Genomic DNA, 23,997 nt, shown 5'->3' with positions numbered 1-23,997 from the left:
CACAGGGGTCAATCATGCACGTCGAAAAAATGAGTGGTTCACACGCCAGGGAAATTCGCTCCAACAGCAAGGTCGCCCGCCAGCAAGGCGCATCGCTGCTGGAAGGCATCGCCTACCTGGGCATCGCCGCCATCGTGGTGATGGGCGCGATCTCGCTGCTGACCGGCGCCTTCAGCAGCGCTAAGTCGAACCAGGCCAATGAAGAAGTGATCGGTTTGCGTACCGCGGTACGCAAGTTGTACATGGGGCAGACTTACCCGACTACCGGTATTCCGGCCATGTTGCAGACTGCCAAGGCGGCCCCAGGTACGTTGGCCGCTGATGGCACTGATCTCAAGAACAGCTGGGGCGGTACGGTCGGCATTGTCGGCGTCGCCAACGGTTTTACGATTACCTATCCCTCTGTGCCACAGGACGTGTGCGTCAGCATGATTTCAGGCGCCAACGGTTGGGTGAATGTGGCGATCAATGGAGGAACGGCAATTACCGCTTTCCCTGCTACGGCCACCAATGCCACTGCAAATTGCACGCTAACCAGTAATTCCATCGTCTACACATCGAGCTGATTGCCGCGGCTGTGACCAATGCGCCGGCGGGCGCAGTTGCACCCGCCGGCCCGACCTGACGGAGGGCTCCCCCATGTGGAACGCTGCAGTAGTGGCCATCCTGATCGCGGTGGCCGGTGTATATGCGACCAAAAACTCGCGGACGCTGGATGGCGTCCAGGCCAGCCTGGCCGCCAGCACGGCAGCCGAGATGGGCCTCTATCGCAACGCCGTCATCAATTATTTCACCGCGCATGATTCAAGCCCGGGCGTCGTCACCACGGCCACCCTCAAGAGCGGCGGCTACCTGCCGTCGTGGAGCCGCCTGTACCAGCAGAGCACGCCGCTGGCATGGAGCAATTACCGCGACGCCGCCGGTATCATCTACATCTACACCACGACGCTGCCGGACCGTAACCTGGTCGCCGAACTGGCCGGCCTGGCGCAGAACTCGGTCTTGTTCGGCGTCTATGACAGCACTACCAACAAACTGCAGTCGCCGGCAGCCGGCAACACCAATATCCCGACCTCCGCCATTTCCGCCATGTCGATTCCCAACGGTGCGCCGGTGTGGATCGCAATGATCAAATGAACATGATGCCGACCCGTCCTCCTTCTGCCATGCGTCGCCAAAGCGGTATTGCGATGCTCGAAATCCTCGGCGCGCTCGCCATCGGCGCCATCCTCGTGATGAGCCTGTCCAGCATGATGGATACCTCGCTGGAAGACACCAAGGGCCAGCAGGCGTCCTATTACCAGTCGCAGATCGTGGCCGCCGGGCAAAAATACATCGCGGCCAATGCCGCCACGCTGACGACTTCATTGCCGGCAGCGGGATCGTTGCTGGCGGTAGGCGTGGCGCAACTCAAGACCGGGAAATTCCTGTCCGACGGGACTGCCGCCAAGAATGTCTATGGCCAGACGCCGTGCGTGCTGATCCGCCAGCCCGATCCCGGCGGCAACCCGGGCAAGTTCGATGCGCTGGTGGTCACTACCGGCGGCGACCAGATTCCCGAGAAAGTGCTGCCCGTGATTGCCGCCAACGCCGGACCCAACGGCGGCTATATCAGCACCTCCGACTTCAACAACGCCAAGGGCAGCAACTGGAGCAGCAGCACGACCTCTTATCGGACGACCACCTGCAGCGGAGGCGCCAACCTGAGCGGCAATGCCAGCGACGGCGGCCACCTGGCATCCAATCTTTTTTTTGACGGGCCGGGGCAGTCTTCCGCCGATTATCTCTATCGCAACGCCATCCCGGGGCGGCCTGAGCTGAACCGGATGAACACGCCGATCCGCATGGCGGACGTGGCGCTGGTGAGCTCGGGCGCCAGCTGCCTCGATGCGGATGGCGTGAACCGGGCCGCGGTCGCCATCGACTCCACCACGCGCGGCCTGCTGGTCTGCGGCACGAACAACGTATGGAGTTCGCCCTCGCAGTGGAAAGACCCGGTGCAGAACTACGCCAATCTTCCCGCTTCCGGCAACACGGCAGGCGACGTGCGCATGGTCAGGGGCCTGTCGCGCGCCTTCACCTACAACGGCGCGAACTGGGTCGCGCTGGCAGTGGACCAGAGCGGCAACATGAACGTACCCGGCACCCTGACCGCCGGCGACGTCACCACCGGCGATGTCACCGCCAGCAATGTCACCGTCTCGCAAAATATCGTGGCCGCTGGAACTATTCATGCCACTGGCGACATTAGTACAAGTAACTCCGTTTCGGCCGACCTGGACGTCAACGCCGCGCGCGCGGTCAATGCAAAGGACGTCTATGTCGCCCACAACGTGGTTACCGAGGGGTTGCAAGTCAATCGCTGGACATCGTCGCCGGCTTTCACCGTCGGCATCAATACCTTTGTCGCCGGTGCGGCTTGCAACTATGCGACTTATGACGCCTGGGAAAACACGACCCACATCGTGTATCCGTTCGGGACAATCGTCATGGACAGTAACTACCGGCCGCTTATTTGCGGCGCAGACAAGACAATGAGATACGCAAATGGAACCTATTCCCCGTGAAACCAATCGCTGGCTGGCGCGCCTGCTGCTGCAGACCGCCGCCCTGATCCTGGCCTGCCTGGCATGCGCGCCGGCGCTGGCCTGCTGGAATGAAGTGGCTTCGTGGTATGGCGTCAATGTGCACCTGCTGTACGCGATCGCCAAGACCGAATCCAACCTGAACCCCAATGCCATGAACAAGAACAAGAATGGCAGCTACGATATCGGCATGATGCAAATCAACAGCAGCTGGCTGCCAACACTGAGCAAGTATGGCGTTACCGAAGAACAATTGAAGGATCCCTGCGTGAATCTGCAGGTGGGAGCCTGGATCCTGGCCCAGAACATGGCGCGCATGGGCCTGACCTGGGAGGCGGTAGGCGCTTACAACGCGCGTAATCCGCAACTGCGTATCAAGTATGCCCAGAAGGTATACAAGAACATACCCCAGGAGATACTGGCGCAGGCGTCCAGATAACGATAATGGGCCCGAGCCGCGCTTGAACCCCAAGCGCAAATGATTTAAACGTGAAAAGGAGGCGGCATGCATCCTTCGATTGAATTTTCGCTCGGCCTACGATATTTCGCTCAATTGGCAAGTTCAGACTCTGCAGGTGGAATACCGTTGTGTGCGCATAGAATATTAGTTTTTGCGAACAATTGCGACGGCGCGAGCAGGTATAGTAGACTCCCCTTTCATGATGTCAGTTGTCGGACCGATCATGGAAAGCACCTTTGGTGAGCGGTCAAATCCTTGCACAGCCCGGGGTCGCGGCGGTCAAACATGTCGGGGAAAGCAGCAGGCAGCAGTCCGTCGCTCTTCCATCAAGACTAAAAAGTGCTTTACAAAAATCAGGTGGCCGAATGTCAAATGACCATTTCCACGCACGCGATCTCCAACGGGAATTGCTCGCGCTCGTCAACTCTACGCAGACTTTCTCGGACATTCATATCGAGCAAGACCAGCCGCTGATGCTCAAGACGCCGCGCGGCTGGCAGCCGGTGCACGATATGCCGGTGTCGATCGAAAACCTGGCGCCGTTGCTGGCGGCCATTGATGAAGACTGGGAAGACAAGATCATCGATGGCGCGCTGGACTGCCCGTTCGTGCTGGGTGAATGGCGCTTGCGCTGCAATATCTACCGCATGGGGCGCGGCAGCAAGGTCGCCGTCTCGATTCGCCGCTTTCCGCTCGAGCCGCTGGCGCTGGAGCGCACCGGCTTGCCAAGTTACGTAAAGACGGTGCTCGAAGCGACCAAGGGCATCATCCTGGTGACCGGGCCCACGGGCGCCGGCAAGACCACCACCATCGCGTCGATGCTCGATTACATCAATTCGACCCGGCACGGTCACATCATCACCATCGAAGAGCCGATCGAATACGAGCTGAAACGCAAGCAGTCGCTGATTTCGCAAAAAGAGGTTCCGACCGACACTGAAAGCTTTTCGTCAGGTTTGCGCGAGGCGTTGCGGCAAAAGCCGGACGTGCTGATGGTCGGCGAGATCCGTGATTTCGATACCGCCGACACCGTATTGCACGCCGGCGAATCGGGCCACCTGGTGCTGGCTACGCTGCATACCAGCAGCGCCGTGCGCGCCATTACCAAGCTGCTGGGGTTCTTCCCGCAAGACCAGCGCGCCCAGCGCGCCGCCACGCTGGCCGAGAGTCTGGTGGGGGTGATCTTCCAGAGCCTGTTGCCGTCCGAAGACGGTGAACATCATGTGATGGCCAGTGAAATGGTGTTCAACAACAACCAGCAGATCGCCGCCTACATCAATGATCCGGCCAAGCTGCACATGATCAATGACTTCATGAAGCGCAAGGAAGACAACATGTCGCGCAGCCTCAACGAAGTGCTGTTGCAACTGGTGCACAAGAAGAGCGTATCGGCGCGCGACGCGCTGCGGGTGGCCTACAACCGCCTGGAACTGCATGAAATGCTCAACAGCGCCAAGCGCTAGCCGGCGTACGCGGCGTCATGCCCGGAAGCGACCTTCGAATGAAGGTCGCTTTTTTTTATGCCTTCCGTATCCCGAGGGGGCAACCGGGATGGGAGGGCGCGCGGCCATCTGCTCCTGCGTTCCGGGGCAAGAATTTTCTTTCAACGATATTCAATGTCAGGAACCACACTTGCCGCACCGGGCACCCATGGAGGAACCATAACAAGAGGAACCCATGTCCAGAAGCCGCTTTATTGAATTGACTAATGACTTCTGCGCGATCGCCAATATCGATCAGCCAGAACTGATGGTGCAAGGTAACGCCATCGAAGTCGATGGCATCGATTTTTTCGTCCAGTACGATGAAGAGTTCTCGCCCGATCACCTCATCGTCTATTGCGATTTCGGCGCGCCTCCCCAGGAGCGCCTGCTGGACGCCTACCAGGCCCTGCTCGAAACCAACATGCTGATCTACGCGGCCAATTCGCCCGCCTTCATGCTGGGGCCGGACCAGCGCGTGACGTTCGGCTACCAGTGCCGGCTCAACGAGCTGCGTGCGCCCGAACTGATGACTATCCTGCTCAACCTGGCCGAACAGGCCAGGGATTGGCGCACCGACCATTTCCTGGACGTTTGAGCATACCGCCAACGCCTCCAGCCAGCCGAATCCAACCAGGAGCCATCATGGGTCCCATCGATAACAAGCCCGTCAATTCCCCGGGCTATTTCCATCACGCCGACGACGCCAGCAAGACCGGCACTGCGCTGCGCTCGACCTTTAACCCAAGTCCCAACAACAAGATCACCAACATGCTGGCGCGCCACCACATGCCGCGCACGGCCGGCATGGTCAACGCGGTGCGCGGCCTGGACCTGTCGATCCGCAAGTCATGGAACCAGCGACGGCTGGACAGCGCCCGCGGCAAGCTCGAAAAAATGACCGGGGCCGAAGAACGGCCTGACGCAGCCGCCCTGAACAGCCAGCGCCAGCGCGTGGAGCAGCGCGAGCACAACGCGTTTCGCCTGGACAAAAAACTGGCCATCGGCGAGAAAGCCAGGGACGGCCGCCTGCAGCAAACTGTGAGCGAGTTCGACGCATCCTTGCAGTCGCATCTGAAGCAGAAAGACTATGTTCCCCTGACGGGCTTGGGCGATGCCAAGACCGAGAGCGTTAAAAGCTGGTATCTGAGCGACATCAACGACAACCACCGCATCAAAGTGCATTCCGATGGGCCGCCCCGGTTGGCCAGCTATGTCGCCAATCAGGTCAGTGCCGCTTATGATCGCGGCGCAAGCGGCGCCGCCAGCCGCACTCTCAGCACGCTGCAGCACGCGCTGGTAGGGATCCAGGGCGCGGCCTTGTCCGTCAAGGGGGCAGTGGCGGGCAGCCTGATCGAGAGCAAGCACCTGGACGCGGGCGGTCGGGCGCGCATGGACGTACGGGCGGCGCGTAGCGAACAGAAGCGCACCATGTTGCAGGCTTCCCTGAAGGGAAATGAAGTGCTCAGGCAGGCCTATCGCGATGTAGTGGAGGAACAGGTCAAGTCGGCTCGTGCCAGGCTCGCGCCCAGCGACAACCCGGATCAACCCAGTTATGTGGTTCGCGCGTCTGCGGACGGCACGGCGCCTCCGCAGACGCGCTCCTGGGAGCGCCGTATCAATCGGCTCCGCCAGCAGCCTGATGCCGAGCCGGCAGCGGCGACGTTGGAGCCGCAGTCGACCGGTTCCAGCACGACCGGCAGCATCGAGCGGCCCGATGCCGAACCGGGCGCGCAGCGCCAGTCAGGACGCATGGCCCGTTTCGCCTTGGCCGCCAGCAATCTGCGCAACAAACGCGACTTGCGCAAGGCCGGTGGCGATATGTTATTGGCTGCGGTCAAGCTACATGGGATCAACAGCGATGAGCAGAATGCCGCTTCCATGCGGAAGATGGAGCAGAGTGCGATTGCCTATGACAAGGCCGGCCATAAGTATGTGGCACGCCGTGCCTTGCTGCAGGGGGCGTTGATCAGGGTCCTGAAAGAACCAAGGGTGGGAGAAATGCTGGACGAATCGTTCCCGACCCAGCGGCGGGTGCATGCCGACCTGCCTTGGCAGCCAAGGCCCACGCCGCGCGATGACGAAGAGACGCCATGACCATCATGCTCGACTTGACGCAATCGCAGCCGCCGGCCTGGATGGATTTTGAATGTACCCGTCATGTGCGCTGGCATGAGATCGAGGCCATGGTGCAACAGCACCAGGCCGAGATCGCCGCGCGCTACGACCTGCTGGTGGCGGTGCTCCGGGCCGGAGCGCCGGTGGCGTCGCTCATTGGGCGCAACACCGGCTTGCCGATCGATTACCTGGTCTGCAACCGGCGCAACCCGCAGCCGCATTTTCTGGACGGCGAGGCCCGCGCGCCCAGGGGCCGCCGCATCCTGCTGGTGGACGACGTGTGCGGCAGCGGCTGGACGTTCGAGCGGGCCGCCGGCTACTGCCGGGCGTTGGATAACGCGGTCGGCACCTTCAGCGTCTACCGGTGCGCCGGGCCTGACATGTACCGGCCCGATTTTTCGATGGAGATGGCGGCCGACACCTATTTGCGTTGGCCCTGGGAATACCAGCCAGAGACTGAAATGCCGCGAGACCCGCAGCAGATGGCAGCGTGAACGGGGCGCCGTCAATGCCTGGAAAGAGCGTCGTTTGAAACAGGGCAAGGAAAGAGAGAACGCAACGGACAATTCATTTATGAAATTTAATTCATAAACATAATGCAGTTAAAGCTCGGGTAGGGCGCCAGGAACTGGCTGCGGAGGGAACTGCCTGAACAACGAAAATTACATGTGCCGCAGGGGCGCGGCGCCGGGTTCATCCAAAAAATCCTCGAGGGCGGCGTCGCTGTCCGCCATGCTTTCCGGACCGGCCAGCAATGTCTCGTCAACCGGATCGAGGCGGTAGCCTTGGCTGTAGGCGGTGCGAATCACGACCACCTGCCGGCCGTCGATTTGTAGCTTTTTGCGCAATTTATAGACGTGCTGTTCAATCGTACGGCCGGCGATTTCGCTGTCGGCGCTCCAGATGACGGTGCCCAGCGTCTCGCGCGAGATGTAGACGCCCGGCGACGAAAAAAACAGCCAGGCCATGCTGAATTCGCGCGGCGTGAGGGAGATGGGTTGGCCCTGATAGCTGAATTTCGCGCTCTCCTTGTTCAGTGAAAAGCCGGCATAATCGATCGAGCGTTTGCTGTTCTTGGGCGCACAGCGCCGCATCAGGGCATTGATGCGCGCCACCAGCTCGACCGCCTCGAAGGGGCGTTCGAGAAAGTCGTCGGCCCCGCTGTCGAGCATTTGCGCCACCAGCTCGCCGGAACGGCGCGGGGCCAGTACCAGGCTGGGAATATGATCGCCGCTACGAATGCCCAGCCACGAAAAGATGCTGTCGCCAGCGGCGGGATTGGCGGGAATGTCGAGGATGAGAAAGTCGTACGGTTTCCTTTTGAGAGTCCGGACCAACATCGTCTCTGAGTCGAACTGCGTCGGTTGAAAGCCCGCCCGCGCGACGGCCTCCTTCACCTGTTCGAACACGCTCGTATTGCGGATATAGCATGCAATTTTCATGGGGCCATCGGTCGTTGTTATAGGCACTGCCGGGGATTTGCCGTCCGATCGACGAAGGCTTGTCGTCGGTAGTTCTCTGCTCGGCGGGAGGGACGCGAGCCGAATTGCAGAGAATATAGTAGAGCAAAATTCCGCGCCGCACCGAGCCAATTAAATATTGTCTCCAGCGCGATGTGACAGAAGACTAACGAAGTCAAACATCGGAATGAATCTGTGCGACTGTGACGCATCCTTCGCGCCGACCGCGCGGAGGATGCTTAATGTACCCGGATATTTAGAAAAAACCCAGTGGTCAACGCAAATAGGCGCGCGGGAATCTTGCGGCGCCAGGCATAACGGCCGGTGAAACGTGGCGCCGATGAGATGTTGATAAACCAACCGGCATGTTGTTGTTATATTGCACCGCGAAGTCGCCGGAAAGCGACGCCTGCGGCGCCCCGCTGCTAGACGCACTTGAACTGCAATTTCACCTCATAGTCGTCATTGGCGTTGAGCGAAGGAAAAGTCGGCGCGCTGACGTAGGCGGCCAACTGCTCGGCCTGATCCTTGTGATCGCGCGGGTTGGACCAGGCGCCGCGAAAACGCGTATCGACGCCGTTCACCACATGTCGTTGCTGGCGATCGCGGCAGGTGGACGCGGCCACTGCCAGCGAGCCGTCGAGCGCTTGCTGTTCGGTCGGGGCAAAGGCCACGGTGCGATAAGCGCCATCTTCTTGGGGAATCAGGCTGACCTGCGGCGCGGTGGAGCAAGCAGGCACCAGCAGCAAAGCGGCCAGCGCGGCGAACAAGTTCTTTTTCATGAAGGTCCTTTCGTGGCCGGGCTGGCCGAAGTGTGAGTGCGCCGAGCAGCCGAAGCATGGCTGCGTTTGTCAGTGTTATGGCAGTCGTCGCGGTTCCATTGGTTGGTCATCAATCCGGTTTGTCGCAGCGTCGGCAGCCGGGGCGGCGACCGCGGTCACGCGAAAGAACGCAAAAAAATGGCCGGGAACGGCTCGCTCGCCGCTGCAATTTCATCTTCCCGACGAGCCCGAACAACACAGAATTCGGCCCGTTTTGGCGCCGTTGACGGGCGGCGCGAGGCAGTCTCAAATGGTGCAGGCATCGCATCGTTGCGGTGCGCAATGATTGCGGCCCGGTTGGGGGCGCCGCGGGGTTTGCGCGAGCTTCGGTGCGAACGGTGCGGCGTCGCGTGGCCATGACTTGCGAGGCATCGTTTGCCGCGCGTCTCCGGCGGCTCCCTGGCGTGCTTTTTCATGGTGCAGTGCAGTCCGGCGCGGCGCCTGCGGCGGCTTCTGTGACAGGCTTATCTGTACCCTGTGCTGGACAGTACAGAAGTCCCTACTTCTTGCCTTTCTGTATATCCCTCATGGCGGCTCGGCTGATTACCATGCAATCGTTCGAATCAACTCAGGGGAGAAACAGAAAGTGAAAAAAGAAATCATCGGTGCTCAACTCATTGCGCTGGCAAGCCTGTTCGGTTCCTGTGCGCAGGCGGCCGACATCAAGATCGGCCTGGCCGCCGAGCCCACTGCGATGGATCCGCATTTCCACAACCTGACGCCCAACAACCAGGTCGTCATGCATATCTTCGAACCGCTCATCATCGCCAATTCTAAGTTCGAATGGAAGCCCGGTCTGGCCGAGTCCTTCAAGGCGATCAACCCGACCACGTGGGAATTCAAACTGCGTCGCAACGTCAAGTTCCATGACGGCAGTACTTTCGATGCCAACGATGTCCTGTTCACCATGTGCCGGGTGCCGACGGTGGTCAACAGCCCCTCGCCCTTTACCCTGTACACCAAGGCGATCAAGGAGATGGAAGCGCCGGATCCCTACACCATCATCATCAAGACCGCCGAACCTTACCCGTTGCTGCCCAATGAACTGTCGTCGATCGCCATCCTGTCCGATACCTTGATCGAAGGCGAGAAAGTGACCTTCGCCGCTGCCGGCTGCAAGATCTCGCACCCCATGCCGACCACGGCCGACTTCAACAGCGGCAAGGCGGCTATCGGTACCGGTCCGTTCAAGTTCAAGAGCTTTACCAAGGGCGACCGCATCGAGTTCGTGCGCAACGACGCCTACTGGGGCAAGAAACCCAGCTGGGACAATGTGATCATGCGGCCCATCGCCGCGCCCGGTTCGCGCGTGGCGGCCTTGCTGTCGGGGGATGTCGATTTCATCGAACGCCTGCCCACGCAGGACAGCGCACGGGTCAAGGCCGATCCCAACTATCGCATCGCCGACGTGATCGCGGCGCGCTCGATCTTCCTGGTGATGGACCAGTTCCGCGACGTGCCGCCCGGCGTGACCGGTACCGGCAACAAGAACCCGTTCAAGGATGTCCGGGTGCGCCGGGCGATCTCGCTGGCGATCGATCGCGATGCCATCGTCAAGCGCATCATGGGCGGCGCTGCCGCCACCGCCAACCAGTTGCTCGACAAATCCTTCGAGGGCGGCGACACCAAGATGGCGCCCTTGCCTTACAAGCCGGAGGAAGCCAGGAAGTTGCTGGCCGAAGCCGGTTACCCGAACGGTTTCTCGGTGACGCTGGCCTCGCCCAACGACCGTTACGTCAACGATGCGCAAGTGGCGCAGGCGGTGGCGCAGTACCTGTCGCGGGTCGGCATCAAGGTCACCGTCAATGCCATGACGTCGAGTTCCTTCTTCGCCAATCGCGCCAAGTACGACTTCGGTTTCTACCTGGCAGGGTGGGGCGCGCAGACTGGCGAAATGTCGTCTTCGCTGCGGGCACTGGTGGCGACCCAGAACAAGGACCGCGGCTGGGGCGTGTCGAACTTTGGCAAGTACAGCGATCCCGAACTCGACAAGCTGATCGACGAAGCCATGGTCACGGTCGACACCGCCAAGCGCGCGGCGCTGCTGGCCCAGGCCAGCAAGCGTTCCATCGATGAAATGGCGGCAGTGCCGCTGCATTCGGAGAAGGCGGTGTGGGCAATGAAGAAGTCGTTGAACTACGAGGCGCGCGCCGACGAGTTCACCAGCGCGACCAACATCACCCCAAGCAGCAAGTAAGTACGGCAGTCAGGCGCGCGGGGCAGGCCTGGCCTGCCCCGCGCACTCGCCACCTTGAACGGTAACGACGATGATTTCATTTCTTGTAAAGCGCATCATTCCTTCGCTCATGGCGATGTTCGTGCTTGCGTTGCTGTTGTTTGTCGGCTTGTATGCCATCGGTGATCCGATCGAGATTCTGGTCGATCCCGCCGCCGACGAGGCCACCCGCGAGGCGGTGCGTCAAAGCCTGGGCTTGAACCAGCCGCTGTATGTCCAGTTCCTGCGCTTCCTGTCCAATGCGCTGCATGGCGACCTGGGCAGTTCGTTCGTCCAGAACGTGCCGGCGATCCAGCTGATCCTCCAGCGCATGCCGGCCACGCTTGAACTGGCCGTGCTGGCGCTGTTCATCGCCGTGGTCACTGGCGTGCCGCTGGGCATGGCGGCCGGCCTGAAGCCTGAAGGCAAGCTCAGCCGCGCCATCATGGGCATGTCGATCCTGGGCTTCTCGCTGCCGGGTTTCTGGATCGGCCTGATGATGGTGCTGGGCTTTGCCGTGCTGCTGGGCTGGATGCCCGCCGGCGGCCGTGGCCAGACCGAGCTGCTGTTTGGCGTGCCGGTCAGCTTTTTGACGCTGGATGGCTTGCATCACCTGATCCTGCCGGCGCTGACCTTGTCGCTCTACAAGACCGCGCTGATCATCCGCCTGGCACGGGCCGGCACCCGCGAGGTGATCCAGAACGATTACATCAAGTTCGCCCGCGCCAAGGGCGTGCGCCAGTCGCGCATCATCGGCTTGCATGTGCTCAAGAACATCGCCATTCCCGTCGTCACCGTGATCGGCCTCGAGTTCGGCTCGCTGATCGCGTTCGCGGTGGTGACCGAAACCGTGTTCGCCTGGCCGGGCATGGGCAAGCTGCTGATCGACAGCATCCAGCGGCTCGATCGCCCGGTCATCGTGGCCTACCTGCTGGTGGTCATGGTGATGTTTTCGGTCATCAACATTCTGGTCGACCTGGCGTACTCGCTGCTCGATCCTCGTATCCGCACCAAAGGGAGGGCATGACATGGAGATCACGATGAAAGCATCCGTGGCGGAAAAACCGCTCAAAAAGCCGGGTTCCTCGCTCTGGTTGCGCATCGGACAGGATTTCATGCGCAACCGGATTGCGGTGGCGGGCCTGGCGGTGCTGCTGATGTTGATCGCCGGCGCGGTGCTGGCGCCCTGGATCACCCCGCAGAATCCGTATGACCTGAACCAGCTCGACGTGATGAACAGCCACATGCATCCGGGCGCGCTGGCCGAAGGGCTCGACTACCGCTTCTGGCTGGGGACCGACGACCAGGGCCGCGATATCTACAGCGGCATCGTCTACGGCTTGCGCATCAGTCTCACGGTGGGCCTGGCGAGCACCGGCATCGCGCTGCTCATCGGCGTCACGCTGGGCTTGCTGGCGGCGTACTTCGGCGGCTGGCTGGACGGCTTGCTGATGCGCATCGTCGACATGCAGCTGTCGTTCCCGGCGATGCTGATCGCCCTGATCCTGGTGGCCTTGCTGGGCTCGGGCCTGGACAAGGTGATCATCGCGCTGGTCGCCGTGCAGTGGGCCTACTACGCCCGCACCGTTCGCAGCGCGGCGCTGATCGAGAAACAGCGCGAATATATCGAGGCCGCCAAGAGCCTGGGGTTGTCCAACGCCCGCGTGGTGTTCAGCCACCTGCTGCCGAACTGCATTCCGCCCATCATCGTGGTGGCCACCATGAACATCGCCACGGCGATCTCGCTGGAAGCCACGCTGGCGTTTCTGGGCGTGGGCGCGCCGATTACCGAGCCATCGCTGGGACGGCTGATCGCCAACGGTTATTCGTACATGCTGTCGGGCGAATACTGGATCTGTTTCTTTCCCGGCCTGATGCTGCTGATCCTGATCATGTCGATCAACCTGGTGGGCGACCACTTGCGCGACGTGCTCAATCCGCGCTTGCAAAAATGAACGGCCACTACGGCGAGGACAAGAAAATGAACGATACCTTATTGGAAGTGCGCGGCTTGCAGACCTGGTTCGAGACCCGCGCCGGCACCGTGCGCTCGGTCAACGACGTCAGCCTGACCCTCAAGCGCGGCGAAATCCTGGGCCTGGTGGGCGAATCGGGCTCCGGCAAGAGCGTCACCGGCTATTCGATCATGGGCCTGCTCGAGTCGCCCGGGCGCATCGTGGGCGGATCGATCCGCTTTCACGGCCGCGACGGCCAGGTCGAGGACCTGGTCAATGTCTCGCAGGAGCGCCTGCGCCAGTTGCGGGGCGATCGGATAGCGATGATCTTCCAGGATCCGGCAACCAGCCTCAATCCGGTCCTGCGGGTCGACACGCAAATGTGCGAAGCGCTGCATTCGCACGCCGAGCTGAGCCAGGTCGAGGCGCGCCGGATTGCCCATGACGCGCTCAAGCGGGTCGGCATCGCGGCGCCGGAAGAACGGCTCAAGTCCTATCCGCACCAGTTTTCCGGCGGCATGCGCCAGCGGGTTGCGATCGCCACCGCGATCCTCAACAAGCCGGACCTGATCATCGCCGACGAGCCCACCACCGCACTCGATGTGACGGTCCAGGCGCAGATCCTGTACGAGGTGAAGAAACTCTGCCGCGAATCCGGCACCGCGCTGGTATGGATCACGCATGACCTGTCGCTGGTTTCCGGGCTGGCCGACAAGATCGCTGTGATGTATGCCGGGCGCATCGTCGAGTCGGGCCCGGTGGCCGAGGTGATGTCGGCGCCGCGCCATCCCTACACGGTCGGCCTGATGAAGTCCATCCCCAGCAACAATCCGCGCGGACAGCCGCTGTACCAGATTCCAGGAATGGCGCCGTCGGCGGCCAACCTGCCGGAAGGCTGCGCCTTCCGTCCACGCTGCGCATTCGCCAGCGAAATCTGCGCGACGGTGCCCGAAGCCATCAACCGCTCCTCGCAACCCGGGGTGGAGCACATGGTTCGCTGTTTTCACGCCGATAAGGTCAAAGTATGAACATCACTGAAGCAGTCGCCCCATTCGCCGAGGCCGAATTCGACGCTATGCCCTTGCTGCGCCTGGAACAGATCGCCAAGCGCTTTTCCGCCAAACGCGACCTGGTCGATAATGCGCTGGCGAAGTTGATCGGCCGTGGCGATCCGCCGGCGGTGCACGCGGTCGACGACGTGTCGCTGGAGATCCGCAAGGGGGAAGTGCTGGGATTGGTGGGGGAGTCGGGTTGCGGCAAATCGACGCTGGGACGCGTGGTGGCCGGCATTCATCCCAAGTCCGAGGGAACGATGGAATGGAAGGGCATTTCCACCGACCGTCTCAACGCATCGCAGCGGCGTCGCCAGACCCTGGCCATCCAGATGATCTTCCAGGATCCGATGGCCTCGCTCAATCCGCGCAAGCGGGTGCGCGACATCATCGGCGAGGCGCCGCTGGCGCATGGCCTGATCAAGCCGTCCGAGCTGGAGCCCTACGTCGAGGAAATGATGCTGCGGGTGGGGCTCGATCCGACCTACCTGTTGCGCTATCCGCACCAGTTCTCGGGCGGCCAGCGCCAGCGCATCGGCATTGCCCGGGCGCTGGCGGTCAAGCCCGAGTTCCTGGTGTGCGACGAATCGGTGGCGGCGCTGGACGTGTCGGTGCAGGCGCAGGTGATCAACCTGTTCATGCGGCTGCGTGAGGAGCTTGGCCTGACCTACCTGTTCATCAGCCATGACCTGGGCGTGGTGGAGCATATTTCGGACCGGGTGGCGATCATGTATCTGGGCCGGATTGTCGAAGTCGCGCCGACGGCGCGCATGTTTGCCAAGCCGAACCACCCCTACAGCCAGGCCTTGCTGGCCGAAATCCCGCGCATCTCGCTGGCGCCACGCGAGTTCAGCCCGATGAAGGGGGAGCTGCCATCGCCGATGAATCCGCCGTCGGGATGCCATTTCCACCCGCGTTGCCCCTATGCGATGGAGCGCTGCAAGCAGGAACGCCCGCAGATGAAGAGCATTGCGCCAAATCACATCAGTGCCTGCCACCTCAATGCCTGAAACCACAACGCGTTCGGCGTTCCTGCAGCTGATGGACGCGGCCATACCGTGGGACATGCTGGCGCGGGTGGCTTGTACCGGGGCCGCGCCCGAGACCGCCGGGTGCGATGTGCGCCAGGGCTTGCGCATCTACTTTGTCCAGCACTGGTTCGGGTGGTCCGATGAAACCATGGTCGAGGCGATGCGCGATTCGCTGTCGATACAGTATTTTTTGCAGCAAAAAAACGGCGCGGCGGCGTCCGTCCCGGTGGCCGGCCTGGACAGCTTCCGCCAGTGGCTGGAGCGGCGCGACATGGGCCGGCGCCTGCTGGAAGCGATGGCGCGGCATCTCGACATGCGCGGCATCGTCGTCGTTGCCGGCGCGGCCACCGATCCATGCGCCCGGATCCGGGCGCCGCAGGCGTCGGGCTGGCTGGACGAGCAGCCAGCGTGTGAAGGGGAATCGGCCTGTCGCTAGCCGGCCGCAGGGGTGCTGAACGAGCCATATGTCCAAGGATCCACAGAATGCCGCTTGCACAAGATGGTCCGGAGACGAGCAGGAGTTTATCGGCAGGCCGGCCAGCGCCGCCCTGGATTTAGCAAAATAATGTCGCCGGGAAAAGTATGATCTCATCCATTCGCAGCAAAATGCTGGCCATCAGCGCCGGCACCGTAATCGTATCGCTGGCATTGACCACGCTGGCCACGTATCTGCTGGTGCGCGCCGACAATGCGCGCTCCATCCAGCAGAGCCTGGACAGCCTCAGCATGGCCAACTCGCTGGCCATTGGCGAGTGGAGCCTGGCCAAGGCCACCGCGGTGCAGTCGGTGGCGGCCGAGGTGGCGCCGGGCGACCAGCGCGGACTGGTGAAACACCTGATAAGCGCGGCCGGTTTTTCGCTCACCACCGGGGGCTGGCAAGACAAGTCATTCGTGTCGACCACGCCCGGCCTGCCGGCCGACTACGATCCGACGCCCAGGCCCTGGTACAAGGAAAGCATCGCCGCCGGCAAGCCATTGATCACCAAGCCTTACCGTTCCGCCACCGGCTTGCTGCTGGTGTCGTTTACCGCGCCGATCATGCGCGACGGCAAGCCGCAAGGGGTGATCGCCGGTGGGGTATCGCTGGACAAGGTGCGGGCCGTGATCGCCGCCATCCAGCCCACGCCGTCGAGCCTGGGCATGGTGCTGGACAAGGAGGGCGTCATCATTGCCCATCCCGACGAGAAGCAATTGCTCAAGAAGGTCGACCAGTTCGCGCCGGGCGTGACGCCGCAGGCGATCCTGGCCGCCGCCGGCAATGGCGAACTGCTCGATGCCGACTTTGGCGGCGTCGCCAAGCTGTTGCGCGCGCGCCCGATTCCCAATACCGAATGGATCCTGGTGATAGCGCTGGACCAGCGCGAGGCCAGCGCCGGCATTCGCGATGTGCTGCGCGCTTCCGCCCTGGCGGTGTTGTTGCTGGTGCTGGCCGCGACACTGATCTGCGCCATGTTGACGGCGCGCTCGTTCCGCCGCCTGTCGCGGGTGCGTGACGCGCTCGAAGAGATAGGATCGGGCAGCGGCGACCTGTCGCAACGGTTGCCGGTGGTCGGACGCGACGAGGTGGCGCAGATCGCGGCCTCGTTCAATATCTTCGTGGGAAAGATCGCCGACGTGCTCAAGGAAGTGCGCCATGGCAGCGCTTCGGTGGCGCTGGCTACGATGGATATCGAATCCGGCAATCGCGACCTGTCGCATCGCACCGAATCGGCCGCCAGCAGCTTGCAGGAAACCTCGGCTTCGCTGGAACAGATGACAGCCGCGCTCGAGAATTGCGTGGACAACGCCAAGCAGGCGTCGCAACTGGCGCGCTCGGTGAGCGGCAGCGTGGAACAAGGGCGCGGTGTCATGGGCGAGATGGCGGTCACGATGGACGAGATCTGCCGCGCCTCGACCAATATTGCCACCATCATCGGCGTGATCGATGCCATCGCGTTCCAGACCAATATCCTTGCCCTGAACGCCGCCGTCGAGGCGGCGCGCGCCGGCGAGAACGGGCGCGGCTTTGCGGTGGTGGCCAGCGAGGTGCGGGCGCTGGCCCAGCGCAGCGCCACCGCGGCCCGCGAGATCAAGTCGCTCATCACCGTTTCCGAACAGAGCGTCGCGTCAGGCAATGCCAAGGTCCTGGCGGCCGGACGCAACATGCAGGAAATCGTGCAGGGCATCGAGCGCGTGGCGACCATTGTGCAAGACATCGACCAGTCGATGCGCGAGCAGGGCGGCGGTATCCGGCAGATCAACGGCGCGCTGGCCGAGCTGGAACATTCCACCCAGCAGAATGCGGCGCTGGTCGAGGAAGCCGCCGCCGCGTCGATCACCCTCAAGGAACAGGCGGGGCGGGTCAGCCAGTTGGTGGCGGCGTTCCGGCTGGACCCGGCGCCGCGCGCGCCGGGCCTGGTCACGCGCGTCGGCCGCGCGCCTCAACAGATCGATTTGAACAGTGCGATCAGCGCCGGCTCGGTGCCGTAACAGACATTGAGCCGGAACCACGGCGTATCCTGCATGCCGTTGCGAAACACCTTGCCCGGCGCGATGATGATGCCGGCATTGGCGGCCAGCTTCCAGATGTCCGACGAGCTCTCGAACTTGGGGTGCCTGATCCAGATGAACTTGCCGCCCAGCGGGCGACAGAAGAACTGGAACCCCAGCGGGCGCAGCGCGTTTTCGGTGTCATTGAGGCTGCTGGCCAGGCGCAGCCTCAGGCGATCGGTGGAGCGACGATACAGGCCCTCGGTCAGGGCGTGAAAGACGAATTTTTCGCTCAACTGGGCGCTGGTGATGCTGGTGATCATCTTCATGTTGGCCAGGTCCTTGATCGAGTTGGCGGGCGCGGCCACGTAGCCGACCCGCGCCGATACCGACAAGGTCTTGGAAAAGCTGCCGACGTAGAACACCCGCGACAACTGGTCCAGCGTCGCCAGCCGCGGCACCTGTTCCGACAGCATGTCGGCGTAGGCGTCGTTCTCGACGATACGGAAATCGTACTGCTCTGACAGCCGCAGCAGGCGATAGGCGTTGCCCGGCGAGATGCTCGAGCCGGTCGGCGTGTGCAGCACCGACTGGGTGAACATGACGCTGGGACGGTGCTGCTGCGCGATCTTTTCCAGCATGTCGAGGTCCGGGCCGTCGTGATTGCGGCGCACCGGCAATGGCTCCATACCCTGCATCTGCAGGTTGCTGAACAGGTTGAAATAGCCCGGGTCGTCGACCAGCACCTTGTCGCCCGGGCGCAGCAGATAGCGAATGATCAGGTCCATTGCCTGCGACGCGCCCTGGGTCAGCAGGACCTGGTCGGGCTGGGCATAGATGCCCAGGTCGGACAGTTTCGACAGCAGCAGGGTGCGCAATGGCAGATAGCCGTAGGGCTCGCCGTACTGCATCATCGCCGAGTCGATCTTGGAGGCCACCGATTTCAGGCTGGCCTTCACCATGTCCGGGTCCATCCATTCCTTGGGCAATTTCCCCGTGGTCACATCGAGCAGGCCTTCGTCGTTGGTCAGGTGCGAACGCATCTGCCACAGGTGATCGAAGGCCTTGGCGAACTTTTCGGTGGGATTGCGCTTGTCGACCGGCGGGCGCGATTGCTTGACGAAGAAACCGCTGCGCGGACGCGATTCGAGATAACCCAGGGCCACCAGGCGCTCGAATGCGTCGGCCACGGTGTGCACGCTGACCAAATGTTGACGGGCGAACAACCTGATCGAGGTCATCTTGGTGCCGGAGCGCAAGGAACCGCTGTCGACCAGATTCTTGATGCGCTCGACGATTTGCTCCACCAGTGAAATTTTCGATGCGGTAGACAACTGGATCAATGCCATTTTCTTCCCATCTGTATTCTCCGGTCGTCATTACAGACGCCGGAAGTTAATGAATATCTGTACCTCGCCTGCGATGCATAGTGTAACTAGCATTGTCATATTCTAAATAAGCATCAATCCGATGGCTATAGCCCGTGTCCGACAGCGCCGACGCCGGGACACCGATTGCAGGTGCGCATGGGCTTCCAGGCCAGTCGCGCAGTTCTGTACTCGCAGCCGGAGTTGATTGACCCGATCCAATGGAAAACAAGAAATTGATTACGCCAGTCCAGCCCTCAGCCGAGACCTTGTCATTGCTGTCGACGCTGATCGGCTTCAACACGGTAAGCCGCGAGTCCAATCTGGGCCTGATCGAATGGGCGCGCGATACGCTCCAGAAACTGGGCGCCCAGGTCAGGCTGACCTACGACGCCGGCGGCAAGAAAGCCAACCTGTTCGCCACCTATGGCGAAGGCCCGGGGTTTGGCACCGTCTTTTCCGGCCACACCGATGTGGTGCCGGTGGACGGGCAGCAATGGGACACGGATCCCTTCGTGGCCACCACGCTGGGTGATCGCATCTACGGCCGCGGTTCCTGCGACATGAAGGGTTTTATCGCAGTGTGCCTGTCGCGGCTGCCCAGCCTGGCGCGCCAGAAACTGCATACACCGCTCCACTTTTCCTTTTCGTACGACGAAGAACTGGGATGCCTGGGCGTAGGCGGCCTGCTCGACGACCTCAAGGCCAACGGCATCAAGCCTACCGCCTGCATCGTCGGCGAGCCGACCATGATGCTGCCGGTGCTGGCGCACAAGGGCAAGCGCGCTTACCGCTGTTCGGTGCACGGACATTCGGCGCATTCCTCTTCGCCGCAACTGGCCATCAATGCGGTGGACTTCACCGCCGAATTGATCGTGCGCATTCGCGAGATCGCCCAGCGGGTGCGCGGATCCGAAACCTGGGACCGTGAATTCGACGTGCCGTATTCGACCATCGTCACCACCGTGATCCAGGGGGGCAAGGTGGTCAACACGATCCCTGACAAATGCGAATTTGTCTTCGAGCACCGGTTCTTGCCGGGCGTCGATCCGCAGCAGGTGTTGGACGAACTGCGCAGCTACGTCGAACAATCGATGCTGCCGCGGATGAAGGTCGAGGCAGAGGGCGAGCATGGCAGCAGCGCCGGCCGGGTCGAGTTCGAGATCCTGTCGTCCTATCCCGGCCTCAATTCGCAGCCCTCGGACGACGTGGTCCAGCGCGCCATCCGTATTCTTGGCGCCGAGCGCGCCAGCAAGGTCGGGTTCGGCAGCGAGGCCGGCCTGTTCAGCGCCGCCGGCATTCCGGCGGTGATCTGCGGCCCCGGCGATATCGCCCACGCGCATAAACCCAATGAATTCGTCACGCTTGAGCAACTTGCGCGTTGCGAGGCGTTTTTTGACAAATACGTGATGGCCACCAGCGTCGACGCCGGCCAGGCCGTCAACCAGCAAGGAGCGGCGGCATGGAATTGAGTGAACAGCTTGCCGCATGGTGCGCCGACGGCAGCAAGGTTTTGCCGTTGGCTTCGATCAAGCGCGCCGAGGCCGCTATTGCCGATGTCATGGGCTGTGTGTTGGGCGGACGCAATGAGCCGGCGGTGCTTGGCGCTGGAAAGATCACGCCCGACGATGGTAGCGGACGCTCCAGCGCGGTCACCCACAAGCGTCCCGTCTCGGCGCCGTGGGCGGCGTTGATCAACGGCTGCGCCGCCCACGCGCTGGACTTCGACGATAACTTCTTCCCGCCGGTGACGCATGCCAGCGCCTCGCTGGTACCGGCGCTGCTGGCGCTGGCCGAGGATATCGCCGCCAAGCCGGTGGAGGTGGTGCATGCCTATATCGCCGGGCTGGAAGTCGAGGCGCAGATCGGCAAGGTGGTCAACCCCTCGCATTACGAATCGGGCTGGCATGCCACTTCCACCATCGGCGCCATCGGCGTGGCCGCTGCCTGCGCGGTGTTGATGAAACTCGACCGGGAAGGCATCCTGCACGCCATCAGCATCGGCTCCAGCCTGGCGGGCGGCAGCAAGCGCCAGTTCGGCTCGATGGTCAAGCCGATGCATGCCGGCTTTGCCGCCATGCATGGCGTGATGGCGGCCAAGCTGGCCAGCGCCGGCGTGACCGGAGTGACCAATACCCTGCAGGGAAAATGGTCGTTCGAGGAGTTATATGCGGGAAGCGGCGACATCGGCATCTTCTCGCCCGAGATGTTTCCCGGCGCGCGCCTGGCCATCGACGAGTACGGCCTGGTGGCCAAGCTCTACCCGTCATGCATGTCGTCGCACCTGGGCATCGACGCGATGCTGGCGCTGGCCGACGACCATGTGTTCGCGACCGAGGACATCAAGGCCATTGATATCCACATGCCCGAATTCATGGTGGCCAACTTGCGTTACCAGAATCCGGTGTCGTCATCGGAAGCGCGTTTCAGCATGAACTACTGCGCCGCGCTGGCATTGGTGCACGGGATTCCCCGCATGAGCCATTTCACGGAGCAGGCGCTGACTGACAAAAAGGTCCAGCGCCTGATGCCGCTGGTGCAGATGCATGTCAGGCAGATCCTGCCGGAGGCGGCAAGCCTGCCGTGGGGAGGAGATTGCGTGGCGCGTATCACGCTGTCCGATGGCAGGGTCATCGAGCATCAGGCGATCTATCCCAAGGGCTGCATCCAGAACCCGTTGACCGAAGAGCAGCAGCGCATCAAATTCACCGAGTGCGCGCGCGGCAATACGTCGGGCGCCGATGCCAACGGCCTGTTCGAGCGTTTCAGTAATTTTTCCCACGTAGCGGCATTGGAATCCGTGGTCCAATGCCTGCGGGCCTGAACTTCCATCATAAAAAAACACAGGCGTCCCGCGCAGCGAAAATCCGGTACCGATGGCCCTAATGCCGTTCAGTTAAGGCTAATTCACAGAGTCCGTTCGGGCTGAGTAGGCCCGCCAGGGCCGTATCGAAGCCAGCGTGTCAGCTTACCGGTCTTGCCTGCCCTTCGATACGCTGCTGCGCAGCTACTCAGGGCGAACGGAGTCTGAACTCCATAAACAAAAATGCCGTTCAGCGCTTAACTGAACGGCATTAGTACCGATGGCCCCGGACTTTCCGCCCGAGCGGCTGTCACGGCGCCGGTTTCTTTCGGCTCCGCGATGTCCGCCACGAAGGCCGACGGCTGGAGCCACGCGGGTAGACGGCCCCGCCGTGGGGACAACGATCATAAGAAGATACCCACGTCGACGTGCGCGCCATCGATCTGTCTTTTAGCGGCAACGCTGCGCGCACGGTGGTCGGCTCTATCCGCAGCGACGCGGGTGCCCCTGGCAGATACCACATACCTTCTTCACAACCTATCCCATCCGGATCAGCCGGCGCGTCCGTGATCTGCGAAGCGCGTTGATCGAGATCCACGTTTGTCGCCGACGATTTTCCATCGGCCATGGCCTGTCGTCGAGCGCAAGACCCGGCGATGGAACTCCGGCCATTGCGCGTTACACCCATGGTCAACGATAGCTTCGATTTCCGGCCAAGCAGGATGCGATTTCCGCAAGACCGGTCATTCGTTCTTTCCCCGGCCAACGCTGGATGCCGCGATCGTGATCGTCTTCGCCGAAGCGAAACAATGCGATGCGACTGCGACGCGCCGCCGGGGGCGTTACACGCGATTGCACAGCGCCGACTACGGCTCATGCAAGCAAACATCAGCTTTTGATCGCGGCGTCATGGACGCCCGGCGCAACAAAAGCTTTTTTTATCTAATTCATTTTAAAGAAGATCATGCCTATCATTCCTAGCTTTATCAATAGTCTCTCCAGCTGCAGCAATACCAACCGTGTGGACGAGGGGGACGAAATGCTGCCGCCGCCGCGCCGACACGAAGGCAGTACGCAGCAGCCGTCATCGATTTCGGTGCCTGTCCGCACGAGGAATACCGGCCTTCAAAATCAACTGGTGCAAGAGGCCCGTAACAGTACCACTGGCAATACCGGCACGCTGGAAGTGGTCAACCCGCGCAATTCCATCACTTCGATTGCCTCCGCCGGCCCCGGTAGCGGTAGCCAAACCGAGCTGGACACCCTGGCGCTGAAAGGTCTGCAACTTCGCAACGAATTGACGACGTGCAAGGAGTCGGGTGACTTCAGCAAATACGGCGAACTGGTCGAACATGATGGCGTGCAAGCGCTGAAATTGCATGCCAGTGCAGAAGGAGTCGAAAACTTCCGCAGCCTGTTGGCAGCCTCGAAGGTCGCGATGGGCGACAACGGTGTATCAGTGCTGATTCGTCCTTCAGCCGGGTATGGTGGTGCCGAACTGTTCGCTCTATCGAAGGACAATTTCCAGACAGTCGGTGGCGTCACTCAGGAAGGGACCGCCATCAGCATCTGCAAGGGCGGCAAGATGAAATTGGAAGCGGGAAAAAAGGACACCCGCTTTGAAAACATCATGGATCTGCTCTACACCGTCAATCACGAGAAACTTGGCACCCCGATTCATTTCGCCTGCATGGCCCCCATTGCAGGACTCTACAACGCGAAATGCGGCGCAGAAATGATTGCGGTCACCAAGAAACATGTCGAAGACCACACCCCAGGGTGGAATGACAAAAATACGGAAAGCGCCAAGAAGGCCGGGCACTGGAATAAATTCGTCTTCAAGACGGAGATCGATGGCGAGGAAGCAACGATCAATCTGCCACTCGTAGGTATGCGCATCAATCCTGAGTTGCGCGCACAGATCAAGGCAACGGGTAGCAAGCTGCCGGAACCGACGCAGGACTTTCAGGATTTCAGCAAGCTGCCTGCATTCCCGACCGCCCCCGCCATGTATGCGCTGGCCCAAGAAATGGACGTGAAGCAACGTCAAGAAGCGGCGCAATCCCTGCTGGCCGCAGCTTGAGTAAAACCCACCTCATCGAACACAACTAATGGATCTTGCAGCTGGCGCGTGCCGGCTGCAAGTCACCGTAACGCAATCAATACCATAGGCTATTGCG

Annotated in this window: 22 protein-coding genes; 19 read left to right on the top strand and 3 right to left on the bottom strand. The window is 61.7% G+C overall.

What is annotated here, in order from left to right:
- The first annotated feature begins 14 nt into the window (after positions 1 to 14).
- From AC07N6_RS11460 to AC07N6_RS11425, 8 genes are all read left to right on the top strand, one after another.
- On the top strand, positions 15 to 566 hold the full coding sequence (locus tag AC07N6_RS11460; protein WP_494781959.1) for a type 4 pilus major pilin: 552 nt from the start codon (positions 15 to 17) through the stop codon (positions 564 to 566).
- A gap of 73 nt (positions 567 to 639) precedes the next feature.
- The gene (gene pilM, locus AC07N6_RS11455; RefSeq protein ID WP_494781958.1) at positions 640 to 1,137 is read left to right on the top strand and encodes a type IV pilus biogenesis protein PilM; all 498 of its coding nucleotides are present in this window, start codon (positions 640 to 642) and stop codon (positions 1,135 to 1,137) included.
- Between the two features lie 53 nt (positions 1,138 to 1,190).
- Entirely contained in the window at positions 1,191 to 2,567 is a 1,377-nt protein-coding gene (gene pilV, locus AC07N6_RS11450; RefSeq protein WP_494781957.1) for a shufflon system plasmid conjugative transfer pilus tip adhesin PilV, read from the top strand.
- Positions 2,548 to 3,024 (top strand): lytic transglycosylase domain-containing protein, encoded by a 477-nt coding sequence (locus AC07N6_RS11445; RefSeq protein WP_494781956.1) that lies wholly within the window; start codon positions 2,548 to 2,550, stop codon positions 3,022 to 3,024. The genes pilV and AC07N6_RS11445 overlap by 20 nt, the downstream gene beginning before the upstream one ends.
- A 386-nt stretch (positions 3,025 to 3,410) precedes the next feature.
- A complete protein-coding gene (locus AC07N6_RS11440; RefSeq protein WP_494781955.1) occupies positions 3,411 to 4,508 on the top strand; it encodes a type IV pilus twitching motility protein PilT in 1,098 nt (365 codons plus the stop codon).
- 214 nt (positions 4,509 to 4,722) lie between these two features.
- The gene (locus AC07N6_RS11435; protein ID WP_494781954.1) at positions 4,723 to 5,124 is read left to right on the top strand and encodes a CesT family type III secretion system chaperone; all 402 of its coding nucleotides are present in this window, start codon (positions 4,723 to 4,725) and stop codon (positions 5,122 to 5,124) included.
- Between the two features lie 47 nt (positions 5,125 to 5,171).
- A complete protein-coding gene (locus AC07N6_RS11430; protein ID WP_494781953.1) occupies positions 5,172 to 6,623 on the top strand; it encodes a hypothetical protein in 1,452 nt (483 codons plus the stop codon).
- Positions 6,620 to 7,138, top strand: coding sequence for a phosphoribosyltransferase family protein (locus tag AC07N6_RS11425; RefSeq protein WP_494781952.1), 519 nt, complete (start codon positions 6,620 to 6,622; stop codon positions 7,136 to 7,138). The genes AC07N6_RS11430 and AC07N6_RS11425 overlap by 4 nt, the downstream gene beginning before the upstream one ends.
- Before the next feature lie 168 nt (positions 7,139 to 7,306).
- On the opposite strand, the gene AC07N6_RS11420 is transcribed toward AC07N6_RS11425, so the two are convergent.
- Positions 7,307 to 8,086, bottom strand: a complete 780-nt coding sequence (locus AC07N6_RS11420) for a response regulator transcription factor (RefSeq protein WP_494781951.1) — start codon at positions 8,084 to 8,086, stop codon at positions 7,307 to 7,309.
- A gap of 443 nt (positions 8,087 to 8,529) precedes the next feature.
- Entirely contained in the window at positions 8,530 to 8,886 is a 357-nt protein-coding gene (locus AC07N6_RS11415) for a hypothetical protein (protein WP_494781950.1), read from the bottom strand.
- 625 nt (positions 8,887 to 9,511) lie between these two features.
- Between AC07N6_RS11415 and AC07N6_RS11410 the strand changes: the two genes are divergently transcribed.
- The 7 genes from AC07N6_RS11410 to AC07N6_RS11380 all read left to right on the top strand — a co-directional run bounded on the left by AC07N6_RS11410 (position 9,512) and on the right by AC07N6_RS11380 (position 17,647).
- Positions 9,512 to 11,122: an ABC transporter substrate-binding protein gene (locus AC07N6_RS11410; RefSeq protein WP_494781949.1), complete on the top strand. Its 1,611-nt coding sequence runs from the start codon at positions 9,512 to 9,514 to the stop codon at positions 11,120 to 11,122.
- Positions 11,123 to 11,192: 70 nt separating this feature from the next.
- A complete protein-coding gene (locus tag AC07N6_RS11405) occupies positions 11,193 to 12,167 on the top strand; it encodes an ABC transporter permease (RefSeq protein WP_494781948.1) in 975 nt (324 codons plus the stop codon).
- A 13-nt stretch (positions 12,168 to 12,180) separates the two neighbouring features.
- Positions 12,181 to 13,095: an ABC transporter permease gene (locus AC07N6_RS11400; RefSeq protein ID WP_494781947.1), complete on the top strand. Its 915-nt coding sequence runs from the start codon at positions 12,181 to 12,183 to the stop codon at positions 13,093 to 13,095.
- A gap of 26 nt (positions 13,096 to 13,121) precedes the next feature.
- Positions 13,122 to 14,123, top strand: a complete 1,002-nt coding sequence (locus AC07N6_RS11395; RefSeq protein ID WP_494781946.1) for an ABC transporter ATP-binding protein — start codon at positions 13,122 to 13,124, stop codon at positions 14,121 to 14,123.
- Positions 14,120 to 15,157: an ABC transporter ATP-binding protein gene (locus AC07N6_RS11390; protein WP_494781945.1), complete on the top strand. Its 1,038-nt coding sequence runs from the start codon at positions 14,120 to 14,122 to the stop codon at positions 15,155 to 15,157. The genes AC07N6_RS11395 and AC07N6_RS11390 overlap by 4 nt, the downstream gene beginning before the upstream one ends.
- Positions 15,150 to 15,614: a transposase gene (locus tag AC07N6_RS11385; RefSeq protein WP_494781944.1), complete on the top strand. Its 465-nt coding sequence runs from the start codon at positions 15,150 to 15,152 to the stop codon at positions 15,612 to 15,614. The genes AC07N6_RS11390 and AC07N6_RS11385 overlap by 8 nt, the downstream gene beginning before the upstream one ends.
- Before the next feature lie 146 nt (positions 15,615 to 15,760).
- Positions 15,761 to 17,647 (top strand): methyl-accepting chemotaxis protein, encoded by a 1,887-nt coding sequence (locus AC07N6_RS11380; RefSeq protein WP_494781943.1) that lies wholly within the window; start codon positions 15,761 to 15,763, stop codon positions 17,645 to 17,647.
- Here AC07N6_RS11380 and AC07N6_RS11375 read toward each other — a convergent pair.
- Positions 17,599 to 18,996, bottom strand: a complete 1,398-nt coding sequence (locus tag AC07N6_RS11375; RefSeq protein ID WP_494781942.1) for an aminotransferase-like domain-containing protein — start codon at positions 18,994 to 18,996, stop codon at positions 17,599 to 17,601. The two genes, AC07N6_RS11380 and AC07N6_RS11375, sit on opposite strands and share 49 nt — an antisense overlap.
- Positions 18,997 to 19,235: 239 nt before the next feature.
- Here AC07N6_RS11375 and argE point away from each other — a divergent pair, with 239 nt between their 5' ends.
- From argE to AC07N6_RS11355, 4 genes are all read left to right on the top strand, one after another.
- The gene (argE, locus tag AC07N6_RS11370) at positions 19,236 to 20,486 is read left to right on the top strand and encodes an acetylornithine deacetylase (protein WP_494781941.1); all 1,251 of its coding nucleotides are present in this window, start codon (positions 19,236 to 19,238) and stop codon (positions 20,484 to 20,486) included.
- Entirely contained in the window at positions 20,477 to 21,838 is a 1,362-nt protein-coding gene (locus AC07N6_RS11365; RefSeq protein WP_494781940.1) for an MmgE/PrpD family protein, read from the top strand. The genes argE and AC07N6_RS11365 overlap by 10 nt, the downstream gene beginning before the upstream one ends.
- 579 nt (positions 21,839 to 22,417) lie before the next feature.
- A complete protein-coding gene (locus AC07N6_RS11360) occupies positions 22,418 to 22,798 on the top strand; it encodes a hypothetical protein (RefSeq protein ID WP_494781939.1) in 381 nt (126 codons plus the stop codon).
- Positions 22,782 to 23,900: a hypothetical protein gene (locus AC07N6_RS11355; protein ID WP_494781938.1), complete on the top strand. Its 1,119-nt coding sequence runs from the start codon at positions 22,782 to 22,784 to the stop codon at positions 23,898 to 23,900. The genes AC07N6_RS11360 and AC07N6_RS11355 overlap by 17 nt, the downstream gene beginning before the upstream one ends.
- Positions 23,901 to 23,997: the final 97 nt, after the last annotated feature.

Source organism: Herbaspirillum sp. GW821-FHT09A12, from assembly GCF_059418325.1.
This window is presented reverse-complemented; position numbering and strand designations above follow the sequence as displayed.

Coding starts and splice junctions, on each gene's coding strand:
- AC07N6_RS11460 (WP_494781959.1), top strand. CDS start 15: ATGCACGTCGAAAAAATGAGTGGTTCACACGCCAGGGAAATTCGCTCC.
- pilM (WP_494781958.1), top strand. CDS start 640: ATGTGGAACGCTGCAGTAGTGGCCATCCTGATCGCGGTGGCCGGTGTA.
- pilV (WP_494781957.1), top strand. CDS start 1,191: ATGCTCGAAATCCTCGGCGCGCTCGCCATCGGCGCCATCCTCGTGATG.
- AC07N6_RS11445 (WP_494781956.1), top strand. CDS start 2,548: ATGGAACCTATTCCCCGTGAAACCAATCGCTGGCTGGCGCGCCTGCTG.
- AC07N6_RS11440 (WP_494781955.1), top strand. CDS start 3,411: ATGTCAAATGACCATTTCCACGCACGCGATCTCCAACGGGAATTGCTC.
- AC07N6_RS11435 (WP_494781954.1), top strand. CDS start 4,723: ATGTCCAGAAGCCGCTTTATTGAATTGACTAATGACTTCTGCGCGATC.
- AC07N6_RS11430 (WP_494781953.1), top strand. CDS start 5,172: ATGGGTCCCATCGATAACAAGCCCGTCAATTCCCCGGGCTATTTCCAT.
- AC07N6_RS11425 (WP_494781952.1), top strand. CDS start 6,620: ATGACCATCATGCTCGACTTGACGCAATCGCAGCCGCCGGCCTGGATG.
- AC07N6_RS11420 (WP_494781951.1), bottom strand. CDS start 8,086: ATGAAAATTGCATGCTATATCCGCAATACGAGCGTGTTCGAACAGGTG.
- AC07N6_RS11415 (WP_494781950.1), bottom strand. CDS start 8,886: ATGAAAAAGAACTTGTTCGCCGCGCTGGCCGCTTTGCTGCTGGTGCCT.
- AC07N6_RS11405 (WP_494781948.1), top strand. CDS start 11,193: ATGATTTCATTTCTTGTAAAGCGCATCATTCCTTCGCTCATGGCGATG.
- AC07N6_RS11400 (WP_494781947.1), top strand. CDS start 12,181: ATGAAAGCATCCGTGGCGGAAAAACCGCTCAAAAAGCCGGGTTCCTCG.
- AC07N6_RS11395 (WP_494781946.1), top strand. CDS start 13,122: ATGAACGATACCTTATTGGAAGTGCGCGGCTTGCAGACCTGGTTCGAG.
- AC07N6_RS11390 (WP_494781945.1), top strand. CDS start 14,120: ATGAACATCACTGAAGCAGTCGCCCCATTCGCCGAGGCCGAATTCGAC.
- AC07N6_RS11385 (WP_494781944.1), top strand. CDS start 15,150: ATGCCTGAAACCACAACGCGTTCGGCGTTCCTGCAGCTGATGGACGCG.
- AC07N6_RS11380 (WP_494781943.1), top strand. CDS start 15,761: ATGATCTCATCCATTCGCAGCAAAATGCTGGCCATCAGCGCCGGCACC.
- AC07N6_RS11375 (WP_494781942.1), bottom strand. CDS start 18,996: ATGGCATTGATCCAGTTGTCTACCGCATCGAAAATTTCACTGGTGGAG.
- argE (WP_494781941.1), top strand. CDS start 19,236: ATGGAAAACAAGAAATTGATTACGCCAGTCCAGCCCTCAGCCGAGACC.
- AC07N6_RS11365 (WP_494781940.1), top strand. CDS start 20,477: ATGGAATTGAGTGAACAGCTTGCCGCATGGTGCGCCGACGGCAGCAAG.
- AC07N6_RS11355 (WP_494781938.1), top strand. CDS start 22,782: ATGCCTATCATTCCTAGCTTTATCAATAGTCTCTCCAGCTGCAGCAAT.